This window comes from Maribacter sp. 4U21 (assembly GCF_002742365.1).
GTDB lineage: Bacteria > Bacteroidota > Bacteroidia > Flavobacteriales > Flavobacteriaceae > Maribacter.
Map to the genome: position 1 here is coordinate 64,887 of NZ_MDGN01000051.1, position 23,749 is coordinate 88,635.

At 39.0% G+C, this 23,749-nt stretch carries 19 protein-coding genes and 1 pseudogene; 5 read left to right on the plus strand and 15 right to left on the minus strand.

The genetic code is table 11. From position 1 onward, the window contains the following. Positions 1 to 102 precede the first annotated feature (102 nt). Complete coding sequence (locus BFP77_RS10610) at positions 103 to 687, plus strand: MarC family protein (RefSeq protein ID WP_099574026.1); 585 nt, start codon at positions 103 to 105, stop codon at positions 685 to 687. Between the two features lie 34 nt (positions 688 to 721). Then, on the plus strand, positions 722 to 928 hold the full coding sequence (locus BFP77_RS10615; protein WP_099574006.1) for a hypothetical protein: 207 nt from the start codon (positions 722 to 724) through the stop codon (positions 926 to 928). Positions 929 to 1,136: 208 nt separating this feature from the next. On the opposite strand, the gene BFP77_RS10620 is transcribed toward BFP77_RS10615, so the two are convergent. From BFP77_RS10620 to BFP77_RS10645, 6 genes are all read right to left on the minus strand, one after another. Further along, positions 1,137 to 1,475, minus strand: coding sequence for a hypothetical protein (locus tag BFP77_RS10620; RefSeq protein WP_099574007.1), 339 nt, complete (start codon positions 1,473 to 1,475; stop codon positions 1,137 to 1,139). A 1-nt stretch (position 1,476) separates the two neighbouring features. Next, entirely contained in the window at positions 1,477 to 2,781 is a 1,305-nt protein-coding gene (locus tag BFP77_RS10625; protein WP_099574008.1) for a DUF6973 domain-containing protein, read from the minus strand. An 86-nt stretch (positions 2,782 to 2,867) separates the two neighbouring features. Further along, positions 2,868 to 4,490: a S41 family peptidase gene (locus BFP77_RS10630; protein WP_099574009.1), complete on the minus strand. Its 1,623-nt coding sequence runs from the start codon at positions 4,488 to 4,490 to the stop codon at positions 2,868 to 2,870. A gap of 19 nt (positions 4,491 to 4,509) precedes the next feature. After that, complete coding sequence (locus tag BFP77_RS10635; RefSeq protein WP_099574010.1) at positions 4,510 to 4,941, minus strand: deoxycytidylate deaminase; 432 nt, start codon at positions 4,939 to 4,941, stop codon at positions 4,510 to 4,512. Between the two features lie 88 nt (positions 4,942 to 5,029). Further along, on the minus strand, positions 5,030 to 5,614 hold the full coding sequence (locus BFP77_RS10640) for a HupE/UreJ family protein (RefSeq protein ID WP_099574011.1): 585 nt from the start codon (positions 5,612 to 5,614) through the stop codon (positions 5,030 to 5,032). 120 nt (positions 5,615 to 5,734) lie between these two features. Further along, positions 5,735 to 6,475: a TerB family tellurite resistance protein gene (locus BFP77_RS10645; RefSeq protein WP_099574012.1), complete on the minus strand. Its 741-nt coding sequence runs from the start codon at positions 6,473 to 6,475 to the stop codon at positions 5,735 to 5,737. Positions 6,476 to 6,607: 132 nt separating this feature from the next. On the opposite strand from BFP77_RS10645, the gene BFP77_RS10650 reads away from it, so the two are divergent. The 3 genes from BFP77_RS10650 to BFP77_RS10660 all read left to right on the plus strand — a co-directional run bounded on the left by BFP77_RS10650 (position 6,608) and on the right by BFP77_RS10660 (position 8,521). Beyond that, positions 6,608 to 7,018, plus strand: coding sequence for a BrxA/BrxB family bacilliredoxin (locus BFP77_RS10650; protein ID WP_099574013.1), 411 nt, complete (start codon positions 6,608 to 6,610; stop codon positions 7,016 to 7,018). 91 nt (positions 7,019 to 7,109) lie between these two features. Beyond that, on the plus strand, positions 7,110 to 7,847 hold the full coding sequence (locus tag BFP77_RS10655; RefSeq protein ID WP_099574014.1) for a lysophospholipid acyltransferase family protein: 738 nt from the start codon (positions 7,110 to 7,112) through the stop codon (positions 7,845 to 7,847). Then, the gene (locus BFP77_RS10660) at positions 7,844 to 8,521 is read left to right on the plus strand and encodes an HD domain-containing protein (protein WP_099574015.1); all 678 of its coding nucleotides are present in this window, start codon (positions 7,844 to 7,846) and stop codon (positions 8,519 to 8,521) included. The genes BFP77_RS10655 and BFP77_RS10660 overlap by 4 nt, the downstream gene beginning before the upstream one ends. Before the next feature lie 13 nt (positions 8,522 to 8,534). Here BFP77_RS10660 and BFP77_RS10665 read toward each other — a convergent pair. The 9 genes and pseudogenes from BFP77_RS10665 to BFP77_RS10705 form a co-directional block, all read right to left on the minus strand. Continuing rightward, positions 8,535 to 9,860, minus strand: a pseudogene (locus BFP77_RS10665) (glycosyltransferase); the annotation flags it as partial. 259 nt (positions 9,861 to 10,119) lie between these two features. Further along, entirely contained in the window at positions 10,120 to 11,193 is a 1,074-nt protein-coding gene (locus BFP77_RS10670; protein ID WP_099574017.1) for a PA0069 family radical SAM protein, read from the minus strand. Positions 11,194 to 11,239: 46 nt separating this feature from the next. Beyond that, complete coding sequence (locus BFP77_RS10675) at positions 11,240 to 12,793, minus strand: hypothetical protein (RefSeq protein ID WP_180272342.1); 1,554 nt, start codon at positions 12,791 to 12,793, stop codon at positions 11,240 to 11,242. Positions 12,794 to 12,810: 17 nt separating this feature from the next. Further along, positions 12,811 to 13,593, minus strand: coding sequence for an enoyl-CoA hydratase/isomerase family protein (locus tag BFP77_RS10680; RefSeq protein ID WP_099574018.1), 783 nt, complete (start codon positions 13,591 to 13,593; stop codon positions 12,811 to 12,813). A gap of 11 nt (positions 13,594 to 13,604) precedes the next feature. Continuing rightward, positions 13,605 to 15,038, minus strand: a complete 1,434-nt coding sequence (locus BFP77_RS10685; protein WP_099574019.1) for a sensor histidine kinase — start codon at positions 15,036 to 15,038, stop codon at positions 13,605 to 13,607. 153 nt (positions 15,039 to 15,191) lie between these two features. Continuing rightward, on the minus strand, positions 15,192 to 15,743 hold the full coding sequence (locus BFP77_RS10690) for a CopD family protein (protein ID WP_099574020.1): 552 nt from the start codon (positions 15,741 to 15,743) through the stop codon (positions 15,192 to 15,194). Positions 15,744 to 15,831: 88 nt separating this feature from the next. Continuing rightward, a complete protein-coding gene (locus BFP77_RS10695; RefSeq protein ID WP_099574021.1) occupies positions 15,832 to 18,957 on the minus strand; it encodes a WD40/YVTN/BNR-like repeat-containing protein in 3,126 nt (1,041 codons plus the stop codon). A gap of 93 nt (positions 18,958 to 19,050) precedes the next feature. Then, positions 19,051 to 22,185 carry a VPS10 domain-containing protein gene (locus tag BFP77_RS10700; protein WP_099574022.1) on the minus strand — a complete coding sequence of 1,045 codons (3,135 nt, stop codon included), beginning with the start codon at positions 22,183 to 22,185 and terminating at the stop codon, positions 19,051 to 19,053. Between the two features lie 297 nt (positions 22,186 to 22,482). Next, entirely contained in the window at positions 22,483 to 23,586 is a 1,104-nt protein-coding gene (locus BFP77_RS10705; RefSeq protein WP_099574023.1) for a lactonase family protein, read from the minus strand. Positions 23,587 to 23,749: the final 163 nt, after the last annotated feature.

The window sequence follows — 23,749 nt, forward strand, 5'->3', positions numbered from 1 at the left end:
GGGAGCAAGATACATTATTTCTCTACTTTGAATAAAGGAGGAATTGAAAGATTAAACATCCAAAACCACATTTATAGACGTAAATTTGCAAAAATATTGGGAATGGATTTTAGTTTTAGCTTTAGAGAAATCGCAACGGCAAGCATGGTTCTTTTTGCCGTCATAGATATACTGGGTAGTATCCCTATAATCATTGGGCTCCGTAATAAGGTTGGTCATATTCAATCTGAAAAGGCTTCTATCGTGGCAGCCTGTATCATGGTGGCTTTCCTATTTTTGGGAGAAGAAATTCTTAAGCTTATCGGTATCGATGTAAATTCCTTTGCCGTTGCAGGTGCATTTATTATCTTTTTTCTAGCTATAGAAATGATTTTAGGAATACAGTTGTACAAGGATGACGAGCCGGAAAGCGCCTCAATAGTTCCTATAGCATTTCCACTCATTGCAGGGGCCGGAACATTAACCTCGTTACTCTCTTTAAGAGCGGAATATCATGTTGAAAATATAATCGTTGCCATCATCGTAAATATTATTTTCGTCTATATGGTTCTTAAATCTTCCGTTAAGCTGGAAAAAATATTAGGAAAAAACGGCGTCAACGTTATTAGAAAAGTCTTTGGGGTTATACTAATGGCTATTGCAGTAAAATTGTTTGCCACAAACATCAACGAACTTCTTAATCACTAAAAAAGGACGTATTTTTACTTGTAATTTTTTAATTATGAACAAAACACTTCTTGTAGTTCTGATTGTCCTGGCCCTGGCTTTAATTGCTTACAACGTGACATTGGTAAATTTTTCAAATCCATTGGAAGGCAACAGCATAGTGGCAATAATTGGAATCATGGCCTCATTGTGTGCCATAGTACTTCTGCTACTTTATGTAATGAGTAAAAAAGTGCAGAAAGAAGTTGATAAAAAAAATTAAATGGAAATACTTCAACCTAAAAGTTTATCCATTTCCTTAAAATTAGTTATTCACAAAACTCCCTCAGTTAATTTCTGATACGAAAAATCAGTATCTTTCCCAACACTGTAAAATTATGATTCAAACCTTTGTCTATTTCTACAACTCTCTTTTTTTGGATATTAAATCTAAAGAGAATCATAACAAATAAACCCTAAAAGTAACCGTTTTATTGAATATTATATTCAACCTTGATTTCACCTTCTGCAGCATTAAGAGGATTGAATTCAAATTCGACATCTAGTCCTCCATAATAATCCATATTCCATTCATCTGAAAATTCATTATAATATTTTCTTTCAATTCCCCAAAATTTTATTGAAATCGTATCGTTTACGTATCCTTCTACTTTACAAATAGCTAAACTATATCCTATGATTGGATTGTCATCTGGAACTAATGTATCCTTTATTGGCTGCGAAAAATCACTTATAACATATTTATTCTGCCTTTTACCACAAGATAATAACGTAATTAATAAAGTAGTTATTATAAATCGTCTTACCATTTTATTGATTTGTTTTAATCAAACTAGAACTATACGTTGCTCTGCAATTACTAGATGCTTGGTTACTCAAATACCTAAGTTCTCCTCTATTTAATGCCCCTAAAATTCCTGAGGCCAAATCTGTATGGTTTTGCTTGGCTATTTCTCTACCTTTATTGTTATTAAATAAGTCCATTTGCCTTTCCTTAGAGCTGTAGGCATAATTATAAGGCTTGTTTTCATGTGCATCCGTTAATCTTTTTGTTAAATAATCTCCTATCTTAAGAGAAGATAGTGCATTCCAATAGGCATGCCTAAAAGCATCCCCTTTACCATTATAACGCTCGCAAGGAGTTAAATATAATTCATTGGCCTTAGTTTGAGCATCGTAAGCACTTTTCAAATAACCTGTTTGTTGAGAAAATGTTAATGTATCAAATATGTTTAATTCAGAATCAGACATTTTGCTTCTATAATCCTGTTTAAATTCTTCAAAGGCCATTAAATCATTTTCATAAGCCTCAATATAGGCATCGAAAGGACTTGTACCAATACCGCCGCTGCCGGAACCACCAAAACTACTCCCTGGACCACTAGCTCCACCTGTATTGTCTCCACCAACACCTCCAACACCTCCTGTATCGCCAACAGAACCACTGCCCCCAGGAGCCTTTCCTACACATTGAGTTTCAATAATTATTTCAGAAATAAAGCAAGTATAGGCACAACCTACGACATAGGTAACCTTAAAAAAACATTCACCGGTTCTAGTATCATATTTAATCTTATTGATTGTACCATTTTCTAGAGAAATCCTATAATTAAATTTTCCGAATTCATCATAAACACTAATTCTACCCGAATAATGTGTATACCTATCTTTGTCGTTTTTGAATTTCAACCAGTTCTTTTCTGGTTCATATCGTATGATATTCACGGTCTTATTTCCATCTGAATCCAATTGAACAAGCATATTGTCAAAATACAGTTCTTCTTGATTTAAATTTTTAAGTCCCAAAGTATATGAAATACTGCCATCGTCATGTCTTCCTACATTTACCTTTTCTGTCAAAATTCCTCCAAACGGAATTTTCTTTTTAGATGTTGAATATACCGATTCCAATCTTGCTGAGTTTTCCTTGAAAGTATTTTTCAAATCTTCTGATAGTTCCGCAAAAGGACTAATACTAGTTGGAGAAATTATGTCCTGGGATTCCAATTCTTCGAAAATAACATCCTCAATAATTTCTGAATCTGTATTGTGCTTTTCACAAGTAATGAGGCTTATTGCAAGAATTAAAAATAAGGAGTTTTTGATTTTACTCATATCTGTTTAATTATTTTCAGTGAATGTAACTTTATTCTGATAATAAAATATATATTTACCTACAAATAATAAACAAAATTCCTTTTCTAATTTCTACTCTCAATAGCTTCCGCTTCTTCCTGTTTTACGGGTGGGCTATCCAATTGTATCACTTTCTGAAGCATTGCGTCCTCACTACTTTTTATTTTAGCGTGAATATCTTTATTGAACAGTTGCTCCGCTAAAGCTGCCTTGAGATACAGTTTTATGCTATCTTCAAAATCATAAAAATTCATTTTAAGGTTTCGGTTCACGGAGTAATCTACAAATCTTTCAAAAAGGATATCATCGACCCTAAAATCACTTACAAATTCCTCTTCGGTGTATTGATTGTACCTATTTCTGTCTTCATCCAAATGCTCAAAAACAAAAAAGGAAAGAAACCCTAGACTATCCATACTCTCTACCGCCTCTTCTTCGTTAGATCCTATCGGAACAAAAACATCTGGAACTATACCCCCACCACCATAAACTATCTTTCCTTTGGGTGTAGTAAATTTTAGGGAGTCGGCCACCTTTATACTGTCTACCGATATCATTTCTCCACTATGATATCTTTCCGTAAAGCGTTTATAGTAGTCCTTGTTTCCTTTTGCATAGGTCTTTTGGATGCTTCTTCCCGTAGGGGTGTAGTATCTGGATACGGTTAACCGTACTGCCGAACCATCTCCTAGAGCCATCTCCCTTTGCACCAATCCTTTTCCAAAAGAACGGCGCCCAACTATAGTGCCGATATCATTGTCCTGGAGTGCTCCCGCTATAATTTCGCTTGCAGAAGCAGAACGTTCGTTAATTAATACATAAATGGGTTTATCTTCAAAACTACCCTTATCGGTAGCATAAGTCTTATCCACTTTTCCTTTTTTATTCTTGGTAAAAAGTATCAATTTTCCTTCCTTGAGAAATTCATCTGCCATCTCCTCCGCTATACCTAGGTATCCCCCAGGGTTATCGCGTAAATCCAATACCAGCTTTTTTGCCCCTTTCTTCTGAAGTTTCTTTAAAGCCGATTTAAATTCTTTGAACGTAGATTCCGCAAACCGGTTCACCTTAATGTAGCCCATGTCGTCTTTTAACATATACTGCGCCTCTACACTTTTAATTGGTACTACGCCCCTAATAACGTTGATCGTAAATACCTTATCCTCTGACTTTCGGTAAACCGTTAGTTTAACAGGAGAACCCTCCTTCCCTTTTAATTTATCTACAATAACATCGCTAGGCATTCCCTTACCAAACAATGTATCCTTATCTGCCATAAGGATACGGTCCCCAGGTTTTATGCCCTTTACAAAACTAGGCCCATTTTTTATGGCTCTGATCACCGCTATAGTATCTCGGTAAGGATAAAAGTTTACCCCTATACCTACGAAATCGCCTTTCATATTCTCTGAAACGCGCGTCATATCTTTTTCTGGAATATAAACGGAATGTGGGTCAAGTTTTTCCAAAATACTATTCACCGTTACATCCACTATGCTATCCGTGTTAACGTCGTCTACATACTCATAGTCTATGTAGTCTATAAGCCTGTTTAGTTTATCCTTTTTGGAATTGGTAGTAAAGAGACGTTCTGGAGTATCATTGAAATGGAGTTTTCCTCCTACGAATATGCCCAGCGCCAGTGCAGCCGCAATCAGTGTTGGTATGAAGTAACTATATTTTTTCATTCTAAACCTTCTTTATCTACTACTCACTTATTTCTGGCATATGCACCAAATCCACCCCTGCCTTTTCTAAAAATCGTAAGCCCGAATCATCTTTATAACCAACCTGATAGACTACACGTTTTATGCCAGATTGATGAATGAGTTTACTACACTCTCTACAAGGAGACAGCGTAATATACAGTGTCGCGTCTTGGCAGGATTGTGTTGAGGCCGCTACTTTTAGAATTGCATTAGCTTCAGCGTGCAGGACATACCATTTGGTATAACCGTCTTCATCCTCGCAATAGTTCTCAAAACCTGTTGGAGTACCGTTATACCCATCTGAAATAATCATCCGATCCTTTACAATAATCGCTCCTACCTGTTTACGTTCACAATAGGAGAGTTTTCCCCACTCCTGTGCCATTCTCAAATAGGCTTTATCGTATTTCTTCTGTTTGGATTTCTTCATCGACTTTTCTGATACTACCCTTCAAAAACTAAGATACCGGCTTTACCATTCCCCTACAACCTCTTATGGTTAATTTTAACAAAACACCCTACCAAGGAAATGTTTGGTAAAGAAGCGGGATAGTAATTAAGAGTACAATAATACTTGCTATCCACACAAATAAATGATATTTAACGTTTAGGACAGACTGCACAACAAAAGCCAAAGCCAACATTAAGAGAACAATAATAACTTGAGAAATCTCTATCCCTGTCGCAAACCCAAAAAGTGGCACCAACTTTTCCTCGGCACCGGAAATCAACATCTTAAAGTAGTTTGAGAAACCAAAACCGTGGATAAGTCCAAAAAATGTGGTTGCGACCACATGTAGTGCTATATTCCTATGGTTTTGTACTGTTTTTATATAGATGACATTAAAAACTGCCGTTAAAAAAATGGTGACCGGGATTAGAAACTCTATCAACGACACATCCATTACAACAACTTCATAGACAGATAGCATCAAAGAAAAGCAGTGCGCAACGGTAAAGACAGTAGCCAATAACAGAACTTTATTCCAATGCTTGAAGGTAAACGGTATGGCCAAGGCAGATAGAAATAGAATGTGATCGTACGCGCTAAAGTCTAGCACATGATATAAACCTAATTTAATATAGAACCAAAAATCTCGCATGGCTTACATATTTGAATTAATTAACGGATATGATAGTTATTTACTCGATAATCGAGATTAAATGCTCCGAGGCTTGCCCCGAGGTAGTTTACTAATTACGCATATTTAAGCTCCGGCCGGCTATCCTATACCTCGTTCCTTTTGTATGGTTTCATAAGCCATTTGAACTTGTTTGAACTTCTCTTCCGCACCCTTTTTAATGGCCTCATCTTGGGTATTCACCCTATCGGGATGATACTTTTTGGCCATCTTTCGATATGCTTTTTTCACCTCATCGTTAGATGCAGATTTATCAATCTCCAATATTTTATAAGAATTGTTGGCCGACTTTATGAACATGGCCATAATACTCTCAAAATCATTTAGAGAAACTCGTAAATACCCAGCGATTTCTCTTATTTTATTAGCTTCAGAGTTGCTTACATTTCCATCTGCCTGGGCAATACCGAACAAGAAATGAAGTAGCTGTAAACGTACTTCATAACGCGTTCTTTGATTTAAAAACGCACAAATACGTTGTGCCGATATCTCCCTTTTCTTATTGATATCATTAAAACTTCTAAAAATGGCATTTGCCTTCTCCTTACCGTACGTACCCACGAAATACTGGCGTACATAGTCCATTTCCCTCTGGCTCACCTGACCATCGGCCTTAATTACGATAGAGCAAAGCGAAAGTAAGTTCAGTTCAAAATCAGCTGGCGACACACTTTGTCTCGTAAAATCATCAAAAACCGTTTTTGCCCTACCGCTGTTTGAACCGAAGAGACTGTCCAAAACACTACCTGCGAAAAACCCTAGAACAGCACCTGATAATCCTCTAATAAAAAAACCAATAAAAGCTGCAATCCACTTTATCATGTCCTGTTTTTGATATTTGCCAAAGATAAAATATTAACCCATAAATAAGGAGCCAAGTAAAAGTTAAGGTCTACTAAAGAAATACGACAAATTGGTTATCTTTGTTTATTGATTTAATTTAAAAAATAGTCTATGTACCCCGCAGAATTAGTAAAACCTATGAGAGACGACTTGGCATCAGCCGGGTTTGAAGAATTATATACGGCAGAAGCTGTCGAAAGTGCTATAAAAAAAGAAGGGACAACATTGGTAGTTGTTAATTCCGTTTGCGGTTGTGCTGCTGCCAATGCCAGACCTGCCGCTAAAATGAGTCTGCAGAACACCAAGACTCCAGATTATGCAGTAACTGTATTTGCAGGTGTTGATACCGATGCCGTAAACGCCGCTAGAAATCTTATGGTTCCCTTCCCCCCTTCATCTCCATCTATGGCCTTGTTCAAGGATGGCGAATTAGTTCATATGATAGAGCGTCACCATATTGAAGGAAGACCGGCCGAAATGATAGCAGAGAACTTGGTTCAAGCTTACGACGAGTTCTGTTAAAATTTATATTTGGATCAACACTTTAGTGTTCCGTCTGATTTTAAAAAAATAAAAAACCGCTCTATATAGAGCGGTTTTTTATTTTTGTACCATGCAGAAATTACTGTCCTACATACTAACCCCTATTTTCTTCATTGCCTTTGGAGCTTGCCTGCTCTTTTTTCATCCCATACAATGGTTAGGTTTGAAACTGTTCGGATATAACGGCCTTAAAAAAACAGTAAGTATTCTAAACTGGTGTCTGATGCGCAGCACCAACATTCTTGGTACCACCTATACCTTTTCCAATTCACATGAGATTCCTACTGAAAAACCCCTGGTTATCGTTACCAATCATCAAAGCATGTACGATATTCCGCCCATTATTTGGTACATGCGTAAATATCATCCCAAATTCGTCAGTAAAAAAGAACTAGGAAAAGGAATCCCCAGTGTTTCTTTTAACTTAGTTCATGGCGGTTCAGTATTAATCGACAGAAACGACGGAAAAGGAGCCATATTGGAAATTGCAAAGTTGGGGAGCTACATAGAAAAACACAACAGAAGTGCCGTTATTTTTCCTGAAGGTACTAGAAGTAGGGACGGACATCCGAAACCTTTTAAACCCATGGGGCTAAAAATGTTATTGAAAAAGGCTCCGTCCGCACTTATTGTCCCCATAAGTATTAATAATTCTTGGAAGTTGGTACGCTACGGAAAATTTCCAATGGGTCTTGGGGCCAGCGTTTCCTTCAAAGTTCATGAGCCTATAGAAAATGTTGGTGACGCCGAACTAATTATCCAGCAAACAGAGGCAGCCGTAAACTCAGGCATAAATTCATTTAAATGACCGATTCAGAACTGATAGAAAGAACCATTACTTATGTCCAAACAACATTACAGGGGGCAGAAGGAGGTCATGATTGGTTTCACATACAACGGGTTTACAAGAACGCCCTGCTTATAGCGAAGAACGAAAAAGTTAATATGCTCATTGTGAGCTTGGGCGCCTTACTACATGATATAGCAGATGCAAAATTTTATGATGGAGATGAAACCGTTGGCCCTAGAATGGCCGCGGAATTTTTGAAATCAATGGAAGTAGCTCCTGATATCGTTAAACATGTTGTAAACATTATTGAAAATATTTCTTTTAAAGTCAGTTTGAAATCAAATGGACAACATCAAAGCCATTTTAACTCAAAAGAACTAGACGTTATTCAGGATGCCGACCGTTTAGACGCCATAGGTGCCATAGGAATTGCACGCGCTTTTAACTATGGCGGTTTCAAAAATAGAGAAATCTATAATCCCAACGTTGCCCCCAACCTGAAAATGACCAAGGAGGAGTATAAGAAAACTACCGCACCAACTATCAATCATTTTTACGAAAAGCTATTGCTGCTAAAGGATAAAATGAACACATTAACAGGTAAGAAAATGGCCGAACAACGCCACCAATATATGCTGGGATTTCTAGACCAATTCTACGCAGAATGGAATCCCCTTCCGCCCAAAGCATAGTAGCAACTAGGTGCTATTTCTTCTCGGACAACCCCCTTGTTAACCATCCTCTTCTATTGGCCGTTGCAATAGCGTACGGCGTAATCCAAAACAGCCCAAAAGTGTATAATATGCTATAGGAATATGCCCAAACAGATTCTGAAAAGTTATATCTTTTAGCGTAGAACAACACTGGAAAAGTCGATAAAATTAAAATACTTGCCAATGTAGAACTTAGAAAAAGTAATGGATGCATTACGATGAAGAAAAGCATGAACAGCAAGAATGGATAGCTCATAATAATTTTCAAAGACTGGCTGATGAATAATAATCTTGCCCCTAATTTTGAACCTTCTCTAAAGTTTTTGAATACATATTTGGACATTTGTATGTTCTCCCTAACGTTACTTCTTCCCCACCTAATGAACATCTTGTACAAGCCACGGTATTTTTCGGGTACATTAGTATAGGCATAGGCATTTCTTTGAAAGAGTACATGAAAACCTTGTTTAAGAATCATGTTGGTCATAGCTCTATCTTCACCTATGTCAGAACGTTGTCCCATAAAGGTCTGGTTGATCCACTCCTCCAAACAATTAAAAACAGCCGTTCTTTTGTAAGCAGCTAACGCCCCAGGCGTACATAACACCGAATTCAAGGTGCTCTCCGCAGAACGGACAAACTCAAAACTCATTACAAAACTAACATCGAGCATCTTAGGCAATAGCGCCTTTTTATTATTCAAGACCCTTATATTTCCGGCAACTGCTCCACATTTTTCATTGGTAACAAACGGAGTTACTAGATTGCGAAGTGTATCTGGTCTTACGATTGAATCACTATCAACGGTTACAAAAACAGCCCCTGTTCCTTCGTTGAAACCTCTGTACAGCGCATGACGTTTTCCCATATTCTTCGGCTGTTGAAAAATGGCAACTGCATCGCCTAGTACTTTTTTTGCCTCTTTCATCCAGTGCCAGGTATCGTCTTGGCTGCCATCGTCTATGGACAACAATTGTAATTTTTCTTTTGGGAAATCGCTCTTCGCCAAACTCATTAACGTATCGTAAACCTGTTTTCCTTCATTATAAGCGGGAACTATAACCGTACAGGTCGGCAACTTTTCATCAGAGACGGACGGTATCGCTTTGTATTTAAAATATTTGTAAGTAACAAACATAAAGAACAAGGCCTTAAAAGCGAACAGTCCCAAAGCAAGATTCATGAAGAAAGAACCAATAGTAGTATTGGACCGATCTAAGTTAAACTGCGTGAAGTCATTTTGTAAAATATAGGCGAGATACACCGCGCCTATCATTAGAACAAAGGTACTGCCCATAACAAAAATGCCCCATGGGTTGGCTCCTTAAATTATTGATTTCCATCGTGTTATATATACATTTTTCTTAGAATTGGGAAGAGTAGAAATTTCAGTTTTCATAGTTGACTTAAATCAGTATTTATAGTGTTCCCCTCATCTACGTTGACAAACACTTTTTAGATTAGAACTTTTGAAAGTTTTAAGACAAAAAGGTCCTTGTTAACATTTATTTTAAATACCGTATTGAAACGTACAACCCTTACTTAATCAAAAACGAAAAACTATACAGAAATAAAGTTCAAAACAATTTCATCTGACCATTCTTATATTGTTCGTGTAATTCCGTGTTTAATTTAGGAAAAGACTTTTCTTTAAAATACTTGCGCCTAGCAAGGCCAACCATATCGTGAATTTGAGTTGCTATTTTACCTTCTCCGCGTGCCCTTATACCAAATCTACTATCGTTGAGATTATCTCCATGACATTCCTGTATTTGATGGAGAACCTTTTCAGCCTTATCTGGCATTGTCTTTTTAATCCAATCCGTAAAAATACCTCCAATAGCCCCGTTTAGACGCACCACTGTAAAAGCGAATGACCTTGCGCCATTTTCAGAGACAGCTTTTGCCAATTGCAGAACCTCATGACTATTGATTCCAGGAATTATAGGCGCAAGCATGGCATTAACGGGAATATTATGTTCGGAAAGTACACGTATGGCCTCCAATCTTTTTTTAATGGTTGTTGTTCTGGGTTCTAAAATTCTTCTGGTAGTCTCCGACATGGATGTCACCGAAATATTTACTCCGATCAAACCATCTTTGTTCAGTTCTTTAAGCAGGTCCAAATCCCTTAAGACCAAGGCATTTTTAGTAATAATACCAACGGGATGCCGATGCTTTAAGAATACTTCTAGACATTTCCGGGTGATCTCATATTTTTTTTCTGCGGGTTGATAGCAATCGGTATTGCCGGATAGCACAATGGTACAGGCTTTCCAATTCTTATGCTTCAATTTCGCTTCCAAAAGTCTTGGCGCATCTTTTTTAATGAGAATTTTTCGCTCAAAATCGAGACCTGGACTATAGCCCCAAAATTCATGGGTATTTCTGGCGTAACAATAAATACAACCATGCTCACATCCTTGGTAGGTATTCATAGAATATTGCATACCAACATCGGGGCTGGTAACCTTATTGACAATGGTTTTGGGAAAAATTGGTATATACTGTGTTCTATTGTTATCCGCTTCCTCACCCGCTAAGCGGCAATACTCCAAAAAATCAGCTCGGGTTTCGTAAATATGCTCTAAAAACTTGTTCGGAGTGTTCTGTTGGGCACCTCTCCCTTTTATCGTTTCATTAAAAGTCATAAATTGGATTTATTCCAAAAATATGGAATTTACCCAATACTTGATTTTATTTAACGGCTACCCGTACCAATTGTTTTTTACTTCCTCTTTTCGCATAAAAAAGAAGCTCATCCGCACCACTATCAATCAGGGGCATCGAAACCATTAATGGAAGGCGGACATCCGTATCATCGATGACCTTGTCATAGCTCATATGACCTTGTGCATCCAACTTAATAAGAAAAATGTTCCTATTTCTACTTAAGCCCTGTTTAAACATAATACGTTCCGCACTAAGTTGTTGCGGATTTTCTGCAGACGTACTTATAAAAAAGTAAGTGTCGTTATCCTTCGTATAGGCACTATAAGAAGCATAGGCCCCATCTCCTTGGGTAACTTCGGTCTTATTAATATTTCGCGCCCATAGCATATCTCCCGTTGCGTTTAACTTAGCACTGACAATATCATTGTGATGGTATCTTGTGACCATAACACGACCCCCACTTGTATTTGCCTGCACGCTATTACTGGTAAAATATTCTTCGGCATTGAAAAGTATTTCCCCGTTGTCCGAAACATCCATACTTTTAAAAACAAGGTTCTTAATGTTTTGATCCTCTTCCCTGCCAAATTTATCTAACATAAATTGCTGCGAAAATGCATTGAACTTTTGAGATTCAATGCTAAGGGACTGTGGATTCAATTTAAAGTATGCAATGCCATTGTAGCGATTATCCTTTCGGTCTGCATAGAAGCCTATACATAGTAATTCTTTGTCCTTAAAAATGGGCTTTAGGGCCTCAGGAAACTTTCCCGGGGTGTAAAAGGATTGTGTATCACGGTCATTTTTAGATATGCGAACCAATTCGTATTGAAATTTGCGCTCCGTGGCATTAAAACGTTTCTTTTTAAAATAAGCCTTACCTACCAAGTAAACGTTACTGAAATCTTCCGAGAACACAACATTCTCAAAGGCGTAGTTCTTCTCCTCTACTTCCTCGGAAAAATCGTGCTCCATCAATTTGCGTAAACTGGAATCGAACACATAAATAAAATGTTTGTGCTCTTTACGCCTTTTAAAATGAGAAGTTATGGCGAAAGCGGTTTTATCGTCATTAAAAAGGACCGAAGTTGTAAAGCCTTTGCTAAAATTACGGTTGTAATAATTTCTATCCAAAGGTTGTTGTACGATTTCAGATGGAATGGAAAGCAATACTTCTTTGGTAAATGCAAATTCTGTAAACGGACTTCTGTGCACTATGTATTCATAAGATAACGAACTGTAGTTATACTCTAAAAACAGGAGGTAAACCTGACCGTTCTTAACATAGGCTTCAACAAAATTAGATTTCTTGAGCTTATAGTTGTACTCGGACAACAACTCAAGGTTCTCATCATAATGCTCTATTAGATATCCCTTGGGCTTTAAGACTATTCCCGAAAAGTATGACCGCACCACAACAGTGCCGCCATTACCATCATCCGCAATGGATAGTAAATTAGAGTATTTATGTTTGTCGTTATACTTCTCACCAATATCATAAGCTATATTGGTTTCTTGAGCTTTAATGCCCCAAACAGCTATTAAAACAAGGATATAGGAAATACTTTTTTTGAACATGTTAGGCACGCTTAGCGTTACGAACCCGGAAATTCTGCCTTACGTTTTTCTAGAAAAGCCGTTGTACCTTCGGTAAAGTCGTCCGTTCCAAAACAAGCGCCAAATGCTTTAATTTCCTGCTCGTAACCGTTAACAGTATTCTTAAAACCAGCATTTATAGCTTTTATTGCATACGATATGGCAACACTTGAGTTACTACATATTTTATGGGCGATTTTATTACATAAGGGAAGTAGTTCCTCTTGCGTGGTGATGTGATTCACCAAACCGTACGACTTAGCTTCCTCTGCAGAAATCATTCCCGCTGTCATAATCAATTCCATGGCCCGGCCCTTGCCTATTAACTGTGGTAATCTTTGCGTACCGCCGTAACCAGGAATAACTCCTAAAGAAACTTCAGGAAGTCCCATTTTAGCATTATCACTGGCAATTCTAAAATGACAAGCCATTGCCAACTCCAAACCTCCTCCAAGGGCAAAACCATTTACAGCGGCAATAACCGGCGTGGATAGGTTCTCGATAAAGTCGAACAAAATTTCTTGCCCTTTGGCAGCTAGCTTTTTCCCCTCTTTAACCGAAAAATCGACAAATTCGGATATATCCGCTCCCGCTACAAAGGCTTTTTCTCCGCTTCCCGTAATAATGATTGCCTTTATTCCACTATCCTCCTCTAAATCCTTGATTCCGTCATGCAATTCTTTTATAGTTTCTTTGTTCAGGGCATTGAGTTTGTTAGGGCGATTTATCGTCACTGTGGCGATAGCCGCCTTTTTTGCAATCAAAATAGTATTGTAGGACATAAGCTGAAAATTTATTTTTTTATGATAAAAGGGTGATTTTTCTCTTGTGGGAATTTTACGCAAAAAACAGTTCCTTTACCCGGTTGCGATGTAAAATTAATACTGCCCTTATAGGTTTCTACGATATTTTTAACCATCCCGAGACCTAGGCCCATTCCACTGGTCTTAGTGGTAAATTTTGGTTCAAAAATCTTATCGGTGAATTCGGGCTCTATTCCTATACCATTGTCCGCCACAGAAATTTTTACCATATCCTTATCCGAGGCTACGGAAACCAAAATGCGTGGAGATTTTACTTCAGGTACCGCCTGAATAGCGTTTTTTACCAAATTGGTAACCACTCTTATGAGCTGCGTGCGATCTAGTTTCGCTATAATTTCCTCCTCTTCGGCTATAAAATGTATGTAATCCTCATTAAAGATATCCAGGGCCAGCTTTACGATTTTGACTACGTTAAGCGTTTCATTCTGCTGTGCCGGCATTTCAGCAAAATTGGAAAAGGCCGAGGCAATACTGCTCATAGTATCTATCTGCTGTATGAGTGTCGTAGAATACTCCTTTACCTTTTTCTCTATCTCTGGATCGTTCGCATCGAACTTTCGCTCAAAACTTTGCACACTTAAACGCATCGGGGTTAACGGATTTTTTATTTCATGCGCTACTTGTTTTGCCATTTCTCGCCAAGCTTGTTCCCGCTCACTCTTCGCCAATTTGGCCGCACTCTGACTTAGTTCGTCAATCATAGCATTATATGATGAAATCAGCTTTTCTATTTCTTCGCCGGGTTTTTCAATATGAATTTTTTCATTCCTCTTGGTAAGATTGGTTCTACCCATCATATCAGAAATGGTTTCTAATGATCTTGTAATATATTTAGAAATAAAGAATGCAAAGCCAATGGCAATAAGCAACATAATTAGGTAAACTCCTCCCAAACGTATTAGAAATTCCCTGAGCTCTTTATCGTTGAACGAGTTATCCTCAAAATAGGGTAGGTTTATAATCCCTATGGGCTTAAACTGGCGGTCGGCGATGTAGGTATAGGAAGCTTGATATTTATCACCCGCAGCAGACCGTTCCTCCACATACCTTTTATCTGCACTGGCCTCTAGGTGGTTTAGGATTATGGGGTCCAAACAAATAGATAAGGAATCGTTCTCGAACTTTGGCCTGGAACTTTTAATTAGTTGACCTTCCAAATCGTAAAGGTTAAAGTTCATATTCTGGACAACCGCAATCTCATAAATTTCGTCTTTGAAAATAAGTCCTAGATTTTCTGTGGTAACAGGATACGTGGTTTTTTGAATGGCCAAATCAATACTTTGCCGTATCTGTTCCTCTTTCCTTTCCATCCTATCTTGATGGTAATCCCTATTTATTTCTTGAAACTGGTAAATTGTAGTTGCCAAAATCAATACCGAGGCCAATAGCACCAAGAAAATCATGGCAAAGAAAATACGGGATCTTAGGGATAATTTTTTAAGCAAGACTCTGGCGTTTCATTCAAAGTTAGCAAATATCGAACCAAATAATTGAAACTTAAATAGAAGTGACGAATACGAACTTAAAAAGGGAAAGAAATTTGATTTCGGTTTTCCTTAGTCCTCTTGGCTTTTATGACGAATACGCTTGTAAAGTTTTATCCCTAGCATCAATATTACCCCGAGCACTAGGATTCCGGCAACTCCAAAAATCCAATTAAAAGAACTTTTCAGAATCACGAGAAAAACGACCGAGAAAAGAATCAGCGTAGCACCCTCATTCCAAATACGCATATAATTAGAGGTATAGTTAATTTCATCCTTTTGAAACTTTTTGAAAATAAAATGATTTCTAAGGTGATAAATAATGAGTAACAGCACAAAACCAAGTTTAATGTGCATCCAGGGTTGTTGTAGCCAGTATGGTGCTAAAACCAATAACCATATGGCAAATACCGTTGCTAGAATTGCGGATGGCCAAGTGATAATGTACCAAAGCCTCTTGGCCATCAGTTTCAACTGTTTGGAAAGAATTTCTTTCTCTGGGGATGCCTTTTGGTTGGCCTCAATATGATAAATGAAGAGTCTGGGCATATAAAAGAGTCCTGCAAACCAGGTAATCACAAAAATAAGGTGCAGGGCTTTTATATAGTTGTAATACTCACTCATAACAATAGGGTTCTAACTTCCAGTCTATACAACAAACATCAACAAAGATTTCATCACTCAAAGTTAGTGAAAGACGCATCAATTGGCTTTAAAGTTTTAGCGCTCCAATACCATTCTCCCATAATTTCTTGTTCACTGTAGGCAGGTCTTTTTCCAAAATGGCTTTACCCCTAGATTTTAAAATGGTCCATTGCTCGTCCAATTCCTGTTTCCGATTCAAATTAGCCTTGTTAACCCTTGGGATACTACTACTGGTTTGATTAATTAAAAACAGATACTCTGCCGTAAATTTATTGGGAAAATTTTCCACATCGTCATACGCCTGAGACTTACGCTGAATCATGTCATTGTCCCATGCTTCCATTTTTTCCAATACGGCATCAACCTCTTTTTTAAGTTCGGCATTTTCAACATCTTTTAAATGTTCCTTAAGATCACCCTGAAGACGGTACAATGTATTGACCATGTGATGCATTTCTGTAACCTTAGTCTCCATTTCCGTCATTATATCATCGAACGCTTCATATTGTCCCGGTTTCGTCTCAAAGGTAGGAACGGCCTTAATTTCTCCCTGAGTCTTAACTAGCTTGTCCTCCACCTTTAATTGAATATCGTATATTCCTGGGATAGCCTTATGACCGTTAAACCCTGCTTCAATATATGCGCCAGGAATCCCCGGCATGGTATTATGGCTCATATTCCATACAAAACGGTTAAGACCTTCATTTTTAGACAACAAAGGTTCTGGTGAGGGTCCGCCACCATTATGCGGTTTGTAATCAGGGTCCTTTTCAGAGCTTAAGCTTCTGACCAAGTTTCCTTTGCCGTTTTTAATTTCCATCGTCAAGACGGTCGAGTCTTTCAATTCTGGAAGCTCATAGTATATGACGAGTCCGTTTGCGGGATTAACCCCATTGAAAGGATGTGTCCCCTTGAAAGTTTTGGCATTACCGTTTAATTGACTTCGCCATGAACCGTTATAAGCAGGCGCTGGCTTGTATACATGGAGCTGTTTTTTGGGAGATTCATATTGTGGAAGTAGTTCTAAATCATCTAAAATCCAAAATGCACGACCCGAAGTGGCTACAATCAAATCTCCTTGATGTACCTTTAAATCGGTTATGGGGGTCACGGGTAGGTTTAACTGCAAGGATTCCCAATTTTTACCATCATTATAAGAAATGTATATTCCCTTTTCGGTACCTGCATATAAAAGTCCTTTCCTATTAGGGTCTTCTCGTACTACTCTCGTAAAGGCACCGTAGGGTATGCCCGCACTGATATTAGTCCACGTTTTCCCGTAATCCGCCGTCTTATATATAGCTGGAGTATAGTCGTTGAATTTATATCTTGTAGTAGCAATGTACGCAGTAGCAGGCTCATGTGGTGACACCTCGATAGCATTAATTAAACACTCCTTCAAAACCTTTGGCGTAATGTTTTGCCAAGTTTGCATGTTATCTTTAGTTATCTGTACAAAGCCATCGTCACTGCCCGAATAAAACACCCCTTTTTCGTGCGGAGATTCAATGAGGTAGGCTAAGGTTCCGTAGTTTTCGGCTCCTACGGCTTCGTTCGTATAAGGGCCACCACCATTTCCTTGTTTTTCATCGATATCCCTTGTTAAGTCTGGTGACATCTCTTTCCATGAAACTCCCATGTCCGTAGTTTTCAATACCAACTGTGCTCCATGGTAAAAGACATTTGGCTCATGTTGCGAGCGGATAATGGGCGCATTCCAATTGTAGAGGTATTTCATATTTCTGGCTTGCCTACCCAAATATTGAATAGGAGCCGCCATTATCTGTGTAAACCCCTTGGATTTTGTATCCAAAATCTCTATTGTACCCAAATAACTTCCGCCCATAACGTATCTTGGATTATCTGGGTCAAAAGCTAAAAAGGCACTTTCTCCACCGGCCGAAGGGCTAAATTCCGCCATGGAGATACCACTACTGCCATTCGCCATATTGGCGATCATTGCAGAAGAATAATCCTGCTGCCCGGCATACACGTTGTACGGAAATAGATTATCTGCATTAATGCGGTAAAACTGACCGGTAGGCATATTGAGTTGGGTAGACCAACTAGCCCCAAAATCAAAGGAAATAGCGGCACCACCATCGTTAGCTATGACCATATTTTTAGAATTATCCGGATTTATCCATAAATCATGGTAATCCCCGTGCGTGCCCGAAAGTCGTTCCCAGGTTTTACCACCATCCGTAGAACGCAAAGCAGGTGCGCTTAACACATAGACCGTATCTGCGTCGTTGGGGTCGGCAAATACCTCAATATAATACCAAGCGCGTTGTACCAAGCGGTTATCTCCGCTGACCATAGACCAACTTTCTCCTGCATCATTTGAAACGAACAACCCACCTTTATCCGCATTGGAATCGCTTTCTATCAAGGCATATACCTTATTGGAATTTGCTGGACTAACCGTTATCGCAATTTTTCCTTTTTCCTCAGGCAAGCCTTTGTGAATTTTTGACCAAGTTTCGCCTGCGTCCGTAGATTTGTACAACCCACTTCCTTTGCCCCCACTAATGACCATATTAGGTTTCCGTTGGTGTTCCCACATAGCGGCATACATAATCTCTGGATAATTGGCGTCCATGGAAAGTTCCGCAGCGCCAGTCAAATTATTGACGAACAAGGTTTTTTCCCAAGTAATACCACCATCTACTGATTTATAGATTCCTCTTTCCGCGTTACCTTCGTGCAGTGCACCTTGTGCAGCAACATAAACAACGTCCGGATTGGTAGGATGAATTATAACCCGAGAAATATGCTGCGTTTTTTCCAGGCCTAAATGCTTCCACGTTTTCCCAGCGTCAGTAGACTTATAAACACCGTCGCCATAAGAAGTCATTACGCCTCTTGGTGCATGTTCTCCCATACCCACATACACGACATTCGGATTTGATTTTGATACGGCTACTGCCCCAACGGAACCGGTTTTAAAATAACCATCGGAGATATTTTCCCATTTTTGTCCCGCTGTTTCTGTTTTCCAAAGGCCACCTCCGGTTGTTCCCATGTAATAAGTCATAGGGTCGCCAACAACACCACTTGCCGTTACGGAACGCCCACCTCGATAAGGGCCAATATTCCGATATTTGACAGGCTGAAAATAGTCGTTGACCGTTTGTCCGAAAGTAATGACTGTTACCAGGACGAGTACTAGGGATAAAAATTGTTTTCTCATTATGTTTTTATATAATTAAATTTGGTGTTCATGCGCTTCTCGACTCCGCTCTGAATGACAGAAACATCACGAAACACTTAATTCAATAGCTGGCTATTCAACAAATAAATAATTCAGCTTTAAATTATTAAAAGCACTATTGAATTCTTGAAGCTCTTTTGAGATAACCGCATCAAAAGTGTCTAACTGCTTATTTATTTTTCCCGTAAGTTCATTCTTTACAGCAATGTCCTGCTCCGTAGGTGGAAAATCATCAATGGCCACCAGACTATTTAGATGCCCTAATTTATTTGTTAGCTTAATGGGAAAATTCAAGGGATCTTGATTACTTCTGTTTTTCGTTTGATATAAGGCCTTCTCCACTTCTTCCAAACGTTCTTTCATCGCCTTAGCCTTCGTTACTAATTCCTTTGTGGCTTCATTATCCTTGTACTGGGAAGAAAAGGCATCTAGCTGGGTATTGATTTTCCTGATTTTCTTTATAGATTGATGCGCTTTATCAATTGTTGTATTGATATCGGTGATGAAGTTGAATTGTTCTTGCATTTCCTGCACCGAAGCTTCTGCTCTGGGATCCGGTACAATTTTAAAAGTCTCCGTACTTTTATCGCCATTGACATTTAAGTGTACTTTGTAGCTTCCCGGAACGGCTTTGGCACCATCAAGACTTGCCCACCATAAAATCATGCCATCTAATTTTTCAGCTCCCTTTCCACGGGTATCCCAAACGAAAGTATTTCCACCTTTTTTTACCTCCAACTTTTTGTTTTTCTCTTTGGCAGTATTACTGTAATTCGCCAAGGTATCACCCGCCATTGAGGTGAAGGTTAAGTTAATACTGTCCTTTTCCGATAGATTCTTTAGATAGAAGTGGGTTATCACTCCGTTAGGATGGTTTTGTCCCGCGGTTTTAGACGTGGTTTTAGCTGCTCTTCCCTTGGTCCTGTAAGCGTCCTTTGGTTTGTATAAAATTGAAGAAGCGGATTTCTTGTTAGTATCTAGCTGATGAAGAACGGTAAGGTCGTCTATCATCCAAACACTTCGTCCTTGCGTGGCAACAATCAAGTTGTTATCCTTAATTGTTAGATCCGTTATGGGCACAATAGGTAGATTCAACTGAAAAGAGCTCCAATTTGCACCATCATCAAAAGAAATATACATGCCTGTTTCCGTTCCTGCATACAACAATCCTTTTCTTTTGGGGTCTTCGCGAACCACTCTAGTAAAATGCTCTTTATCGATACCGTTTGTAATTTTTGTCCAGGTCTTCCCGTAATCCGTTGTCTTGTATAAATACGGTTGAAAATCACCCAGTTTATAGCGTGTAGCGGCAATGTAGCAAGTGCCTTCATCAAATGCGGATGGTTCAATACTATTGATCATATTCCACTCGGGCATCCCGGTTGGAGTAACATTATCCCAAGAAGCTCCTCCATCTTTGGAAACGTGCACCAATCCATCATCACTACCTACCCAAAGCAAACCTTCTTTCAGAGGACTTTCGTTAGCAGCGAAAATGGTACAGTAGTACTCCACACTGGTATTATCCTGAGTTATTGGACCTCCACTTGAACCCAACTTGGTAGGGTCGTTTCTTGTAAGATCGCCACTTAGCACCTTCCAACTCTGTCCTTCATTTTCTGACAGATGTACGTGTTGCGAAAAGGTGTATAGTTTCTTTGGATCATGTCTGCTGAAAATAATGGGAAAGTTCCACTGAAAACGGTATTTCATAGCTTCCGCTCCTGCTCCCATAGGGTTATCTGGCCAAACATTAATGCCCCTCACCGTTCCTTTGTCGTGGTTTACCCGGGTAAGGAAACCGTCATAACTACCTCCATATACAATATCGTTATTAGTGGGGTCCACGGCAATATGCGCCGATTCTCCTCCGGCCGTTGATTCCCAGTCTGACTCGTCTATGCTACCCCCATCACTGCGATGGTTGATACGCAAGGTAGAATTATCCTGTTGTGCCACGTAAATACGGTACGGGAAGGCATTATCCGTAGTTACCCTGTAAAATTGGGCGGTAGGTTGGTTATAATAGGTACTCCAAGTTTCGCCTCCGTCGTAGGATATCTGTGCGCCGCCATCGTCCCCGATAATCATGCGTTGGGAATTTTCAGGCGCAATCCATAAGTCATGATGATCCCCGTGAGGCGCATTAAAGGTATTGAAGGTTTTTCCACCATCGGTAGATTTGTGATATCTAACGTTCAACACATAAACCACATCTTCATCTTCGGTATCAGCATAGACTCTTGTATAATACCATGCCCTTTGGCGTAATTTTCTTTCACTGTTGACCTGTATCCATTTTTTACCCCCATCGTCAGAGCGGTACAGACCGCCTTTTTCTTTATTCTCAACAATGGCCCAAACACGTTCCGAATTCTTGGGTGACACCGTAATCCCCATAATTCCCAAGGTATCTTTTGGAAAACCTTCATTCTTTGATATTTCTGTCCATGTTTCCCCACTATCCGTACTTTTCCAAAGTGCCGAACCTGCTCCGCCACTACTTAAACTGTACGGGGTTCTTTGTGCGCGCCATGTAGAGGCATACAAAATTCTTGGATTGTTCGGATCTAAGGTCAAATCAACGGCACCTGCCTGGTCGTTTACGAATAAAATCTGTTTCCAATTTTTCCCCCCATCGGTACTTTTGTAGATTCCCCTTTCTTTCGTGGCCTTATAAATATTACCGAGTACCGCTGCATAAACGATATTGTAATCCGTAGGGTGCACTTTTATTCTTGGCACATGACGACTATTTTCTAATCCGGCGGACATCCATGTCTTACCTCCGTTTTCCGTTTTCCAAATTCCATAACCAGAGGAAACGTTCCCCCTTAAGGTTTTTTCGCCTCCACCTACATAGATGACATTGGGGTCGCTCTTTGCTACTTCAACGGCGCCGATACTACCGCCAAAGTAACCATCGGATATATTACTCCACTTACGGCCACCATCTAGAGTTTTCCAAACACCACCACCAGCAGCCCCAAAGTAAAAAAGATTAGGTTCACCCGGCACTCCGGTTACCGCCGCAGAACGACCTCCTCTAAAAGGGCCTACCAAACGATAGTCAAGACTTGAATATAAATCTTCTGGATATTGGGGCGTAACGGTATTGGATTTTTTCTTGCGCTGTGCTTCGGTATTCGTTGGAAACAGTAATAAGACAAGCAATAGAGCACTTGCCCATGTGTAGAAATTTTTCATTTTTTAAGTAGTTGAATTAGTCTAGCTTAAATGTAATGAAAAGCAGTATTACAAGGAAATTACGAAGTAGGTTTATTCTTGATTTTTCTCAGAAATCTTCTTGTACGCTTTCTTCGATTTGAACAATTCTATGAAACTGTAAATAAGTAACCCAATGGAAATAATGAATATGCCGATAATAAGTATGCCCATAATAAGTGGTAAAGTATTTTAGTATTAGAAACATGTTTCAACACCAAAGTCACATCTAAGGCGAACTTAAAACCATCGAACAAGAAGTTTCAGCAGAGGTATTCGCTAATTCAAAAATTCCAAACAAACGGGACTCGGCAGCTGTTCCTTTTTAAGGAAGGTCAATATACCTGACTCGGTATCTCGCTTAAAAATTGAGATATTATTACTCTTCTGGTTGGCTACGAGAAAAAAGTTATCAGTCGGGTCTATTGTAAAATTTCGTGGCCAATCTCCTCTAACCGCTTCTCTACCGACTAATTTTAATTCGCCTGAAACTTCATCAACCATAAAAATCACTATCGTATTTTCGCCCCTATTGGATCCATAAAGAAATTTTCCGTCTCTTGATAAATGTATATCAGCGCAATAACTATCTCCATTGAAATCCTTTGATATCGTACTAATTGTGTCCACTTCATTAAATACATTTTCCGCATTCCTTTGCAAAAGGGTAATAGTAGAATTCAATTCGTTAATAACGTATAGAAATTCGTGGTTCTCCGAGAAAACAAAATGTCGGGGACCTGCACCCTTTTTCAAATCTATCGACGGCTGCTTGCCTGCAATGAAATCGCCGTCGACGTTTTGGTAACGCTTTATTGCGTCAAGACCTAGATCAGACACGAATAGCTCGCCTCTACTACCTTTTGCCATGTGGGCATGTGGTTTGGAGAGTGTATCAATACTTATGTGGTTGATTATTTGATGTTTTTTAGACAAACTACCATCATCCTCCAAATCGGCAACCATGACATTGCCACCAGTGTAGTTTGATACCACTAACTGATTTTTCCCTATAAGCGAAACATGACAAGGATGTGCTCCCCCCGTACCTAAACTATTTTGAAATGTCAAAAGTCCATCGCTTATTTTGAAAGCAGAAACACCCCCGCCCAAGGAATCAAAATCAGCCGTTTCCTGTACGGCGTACAAGTTCTGTTTATCGTGTGAAATCGTTAAGAAAGATGGGTTGGGCAAAGTAGCCGCCAATTTTTTAGCGGATAATTCACCTGTACTGGCGTTAAAACTGTAAGAATAAATTCCTTCACTCTCACCATCTGTATAAGTACCTACAAATAACCGATATGTTTTAGAGGGTTGGTTCATTTCACATCCAATGAGTAGGGTTCCACAAAAAAATAATAGATACGCGTATTTGCTTTTCATTAGTATAGCCTTAACAATCCTAAAAATAGGTGCTTCTGATGAAATTTGGGTTTTATAAGTCGGAAAAAATGCTCAATTAATGAAATTTCTAAGTTCAAGTCATAAGTGCAACATGCATATTTAAAATACTTGGGGCTAGCCCCAAGTATTTTAGGTTCAATAT

Coding starts and splice junctions, on each gene's coding strand:
- BFP77_RS10610 (WP_099574026.1), top strand. CDS start 103: ATGGATTTTAGTTTTAGCTTTAGAGAAATCGCAACGGCAAGCATGGTT.
- BFP77_RS10615 (WP_099574006.1), top strand. CDS start 722: ATGAACAAAACACTTCTTGTAGTTCTGATTGTCCTGGCCCTGGCTTTA.
- BFP77_RS10620 (WP_099574007.1), bottom strand. CDS start 1,475: ATGGTAAGACGATTTATAATAACTACTTTATTAATTACGTTATTATCT.
- BFP77_RS10625 (WP_099574008.1), bottom strand. CDS start 2,781: ATGAGTAAAATCAAAAACTCCTTATTTTTAATTCTTGCAATAAGCCTC.
- BFP77_RS10630 (WP_099574009.1), bottom strand. CDS start 4,490: ATGAAAAAATATAGTTACTTCATACCAACACTGATTGCGGCTGCACTG.
- BFP77_RS10635 (WP_099574010.1), bottom strand. CDS start 4,941: ATGAAGAAATCCAAACAGAAGAAATACGATAAAGCCTATTTGAGAATG.
- BFP77_RS10640 (WP_099574011.1), bottom strand. CDS start 5,614: ATGCGAGATTTTTGGTTCTATATTAAATTAGGTTTATATCATGTGCTA.
- BFP77_RS10645 (WP_099574012.1), bottom strand. CDS start 6,475: ATGATAAAGTGGATTGCAGCTTTTATTGGTTTTTTTATTAGAGGATTA.
- BFP77_RS10650 (WP_099574013.1), top strand. CDS start 6,608: ATGTACCCCGCAGAATTAGTAAAACCTATGAGAGACGACTTGGCATCA.
- BFP77_RS10655 (WP_099574014.1), top strand. CDS start 7,110: ATGCAGAAATTACTGTCCTACATACTAACCCCTATTTTCTTCATTGCC.
- BFP77_RS10660 (WP_099574015.1), top strand. CDS start 7,844: ATGACCGATTCAGAACTGATAGAAAGAACCATTACTTATGTCCAAACA.
- BFP77_RS10670 (WP_099574017.1), bottom strand. CDS start 11,193: ATGACTTTTAATGAAACGATAAAAGGGAGAGGTGCCCAACAGAACACT.
- BFP77_RS10675 (WP_180272342.1), bottom strand. CDS start 12,793: ATGTTCAAAAAAAGTATTTCCTATATCCTTGTTTTAATAGCTGTTTGG.
- BFP77_RS10680 (WP_099574018.1), bottom strand. CDS start 13,593: ATGTCCTACAATACTATTTTGATTGCAAAAAAGGCGGCTATCGCCACA.
- BFP77_RS10685 (WP_099574019.1), bottom strand. CDS start 15,038: ATGATTTTCTTGGTGCTATTGGCCTCGGTATTGATTTTGGCAACTACA.
- BFP77_RS10690 (WP_099574020.1), bottom strand. CDS start 15,743: ATGAGTGAGTATTACAACTATATAAAAGCCCTGCACCTTATTTTTGTG.
- BFP77_RS10695 (WP_099574021.1), bottom strand. CDS start 18,957: ATGAGAAAACAATTTTTATCCCTAGTACTCGTCCTGGTAACAGTCATT.
- BFP77_RS10700 (WP_099574022.1), bottom strand. CDS start 22,185: ATGAAAAATTTCTACACATGGGCAAGTGCTCTATTGCTTGTCTTATTA.
- BFP77_RS10705 (WP_099574023.1), bottom strand. CDS start 23,586: ATGAAAAGCAAATACGCGTATCTATTATTTTTTTGTGGAACCCTACTC.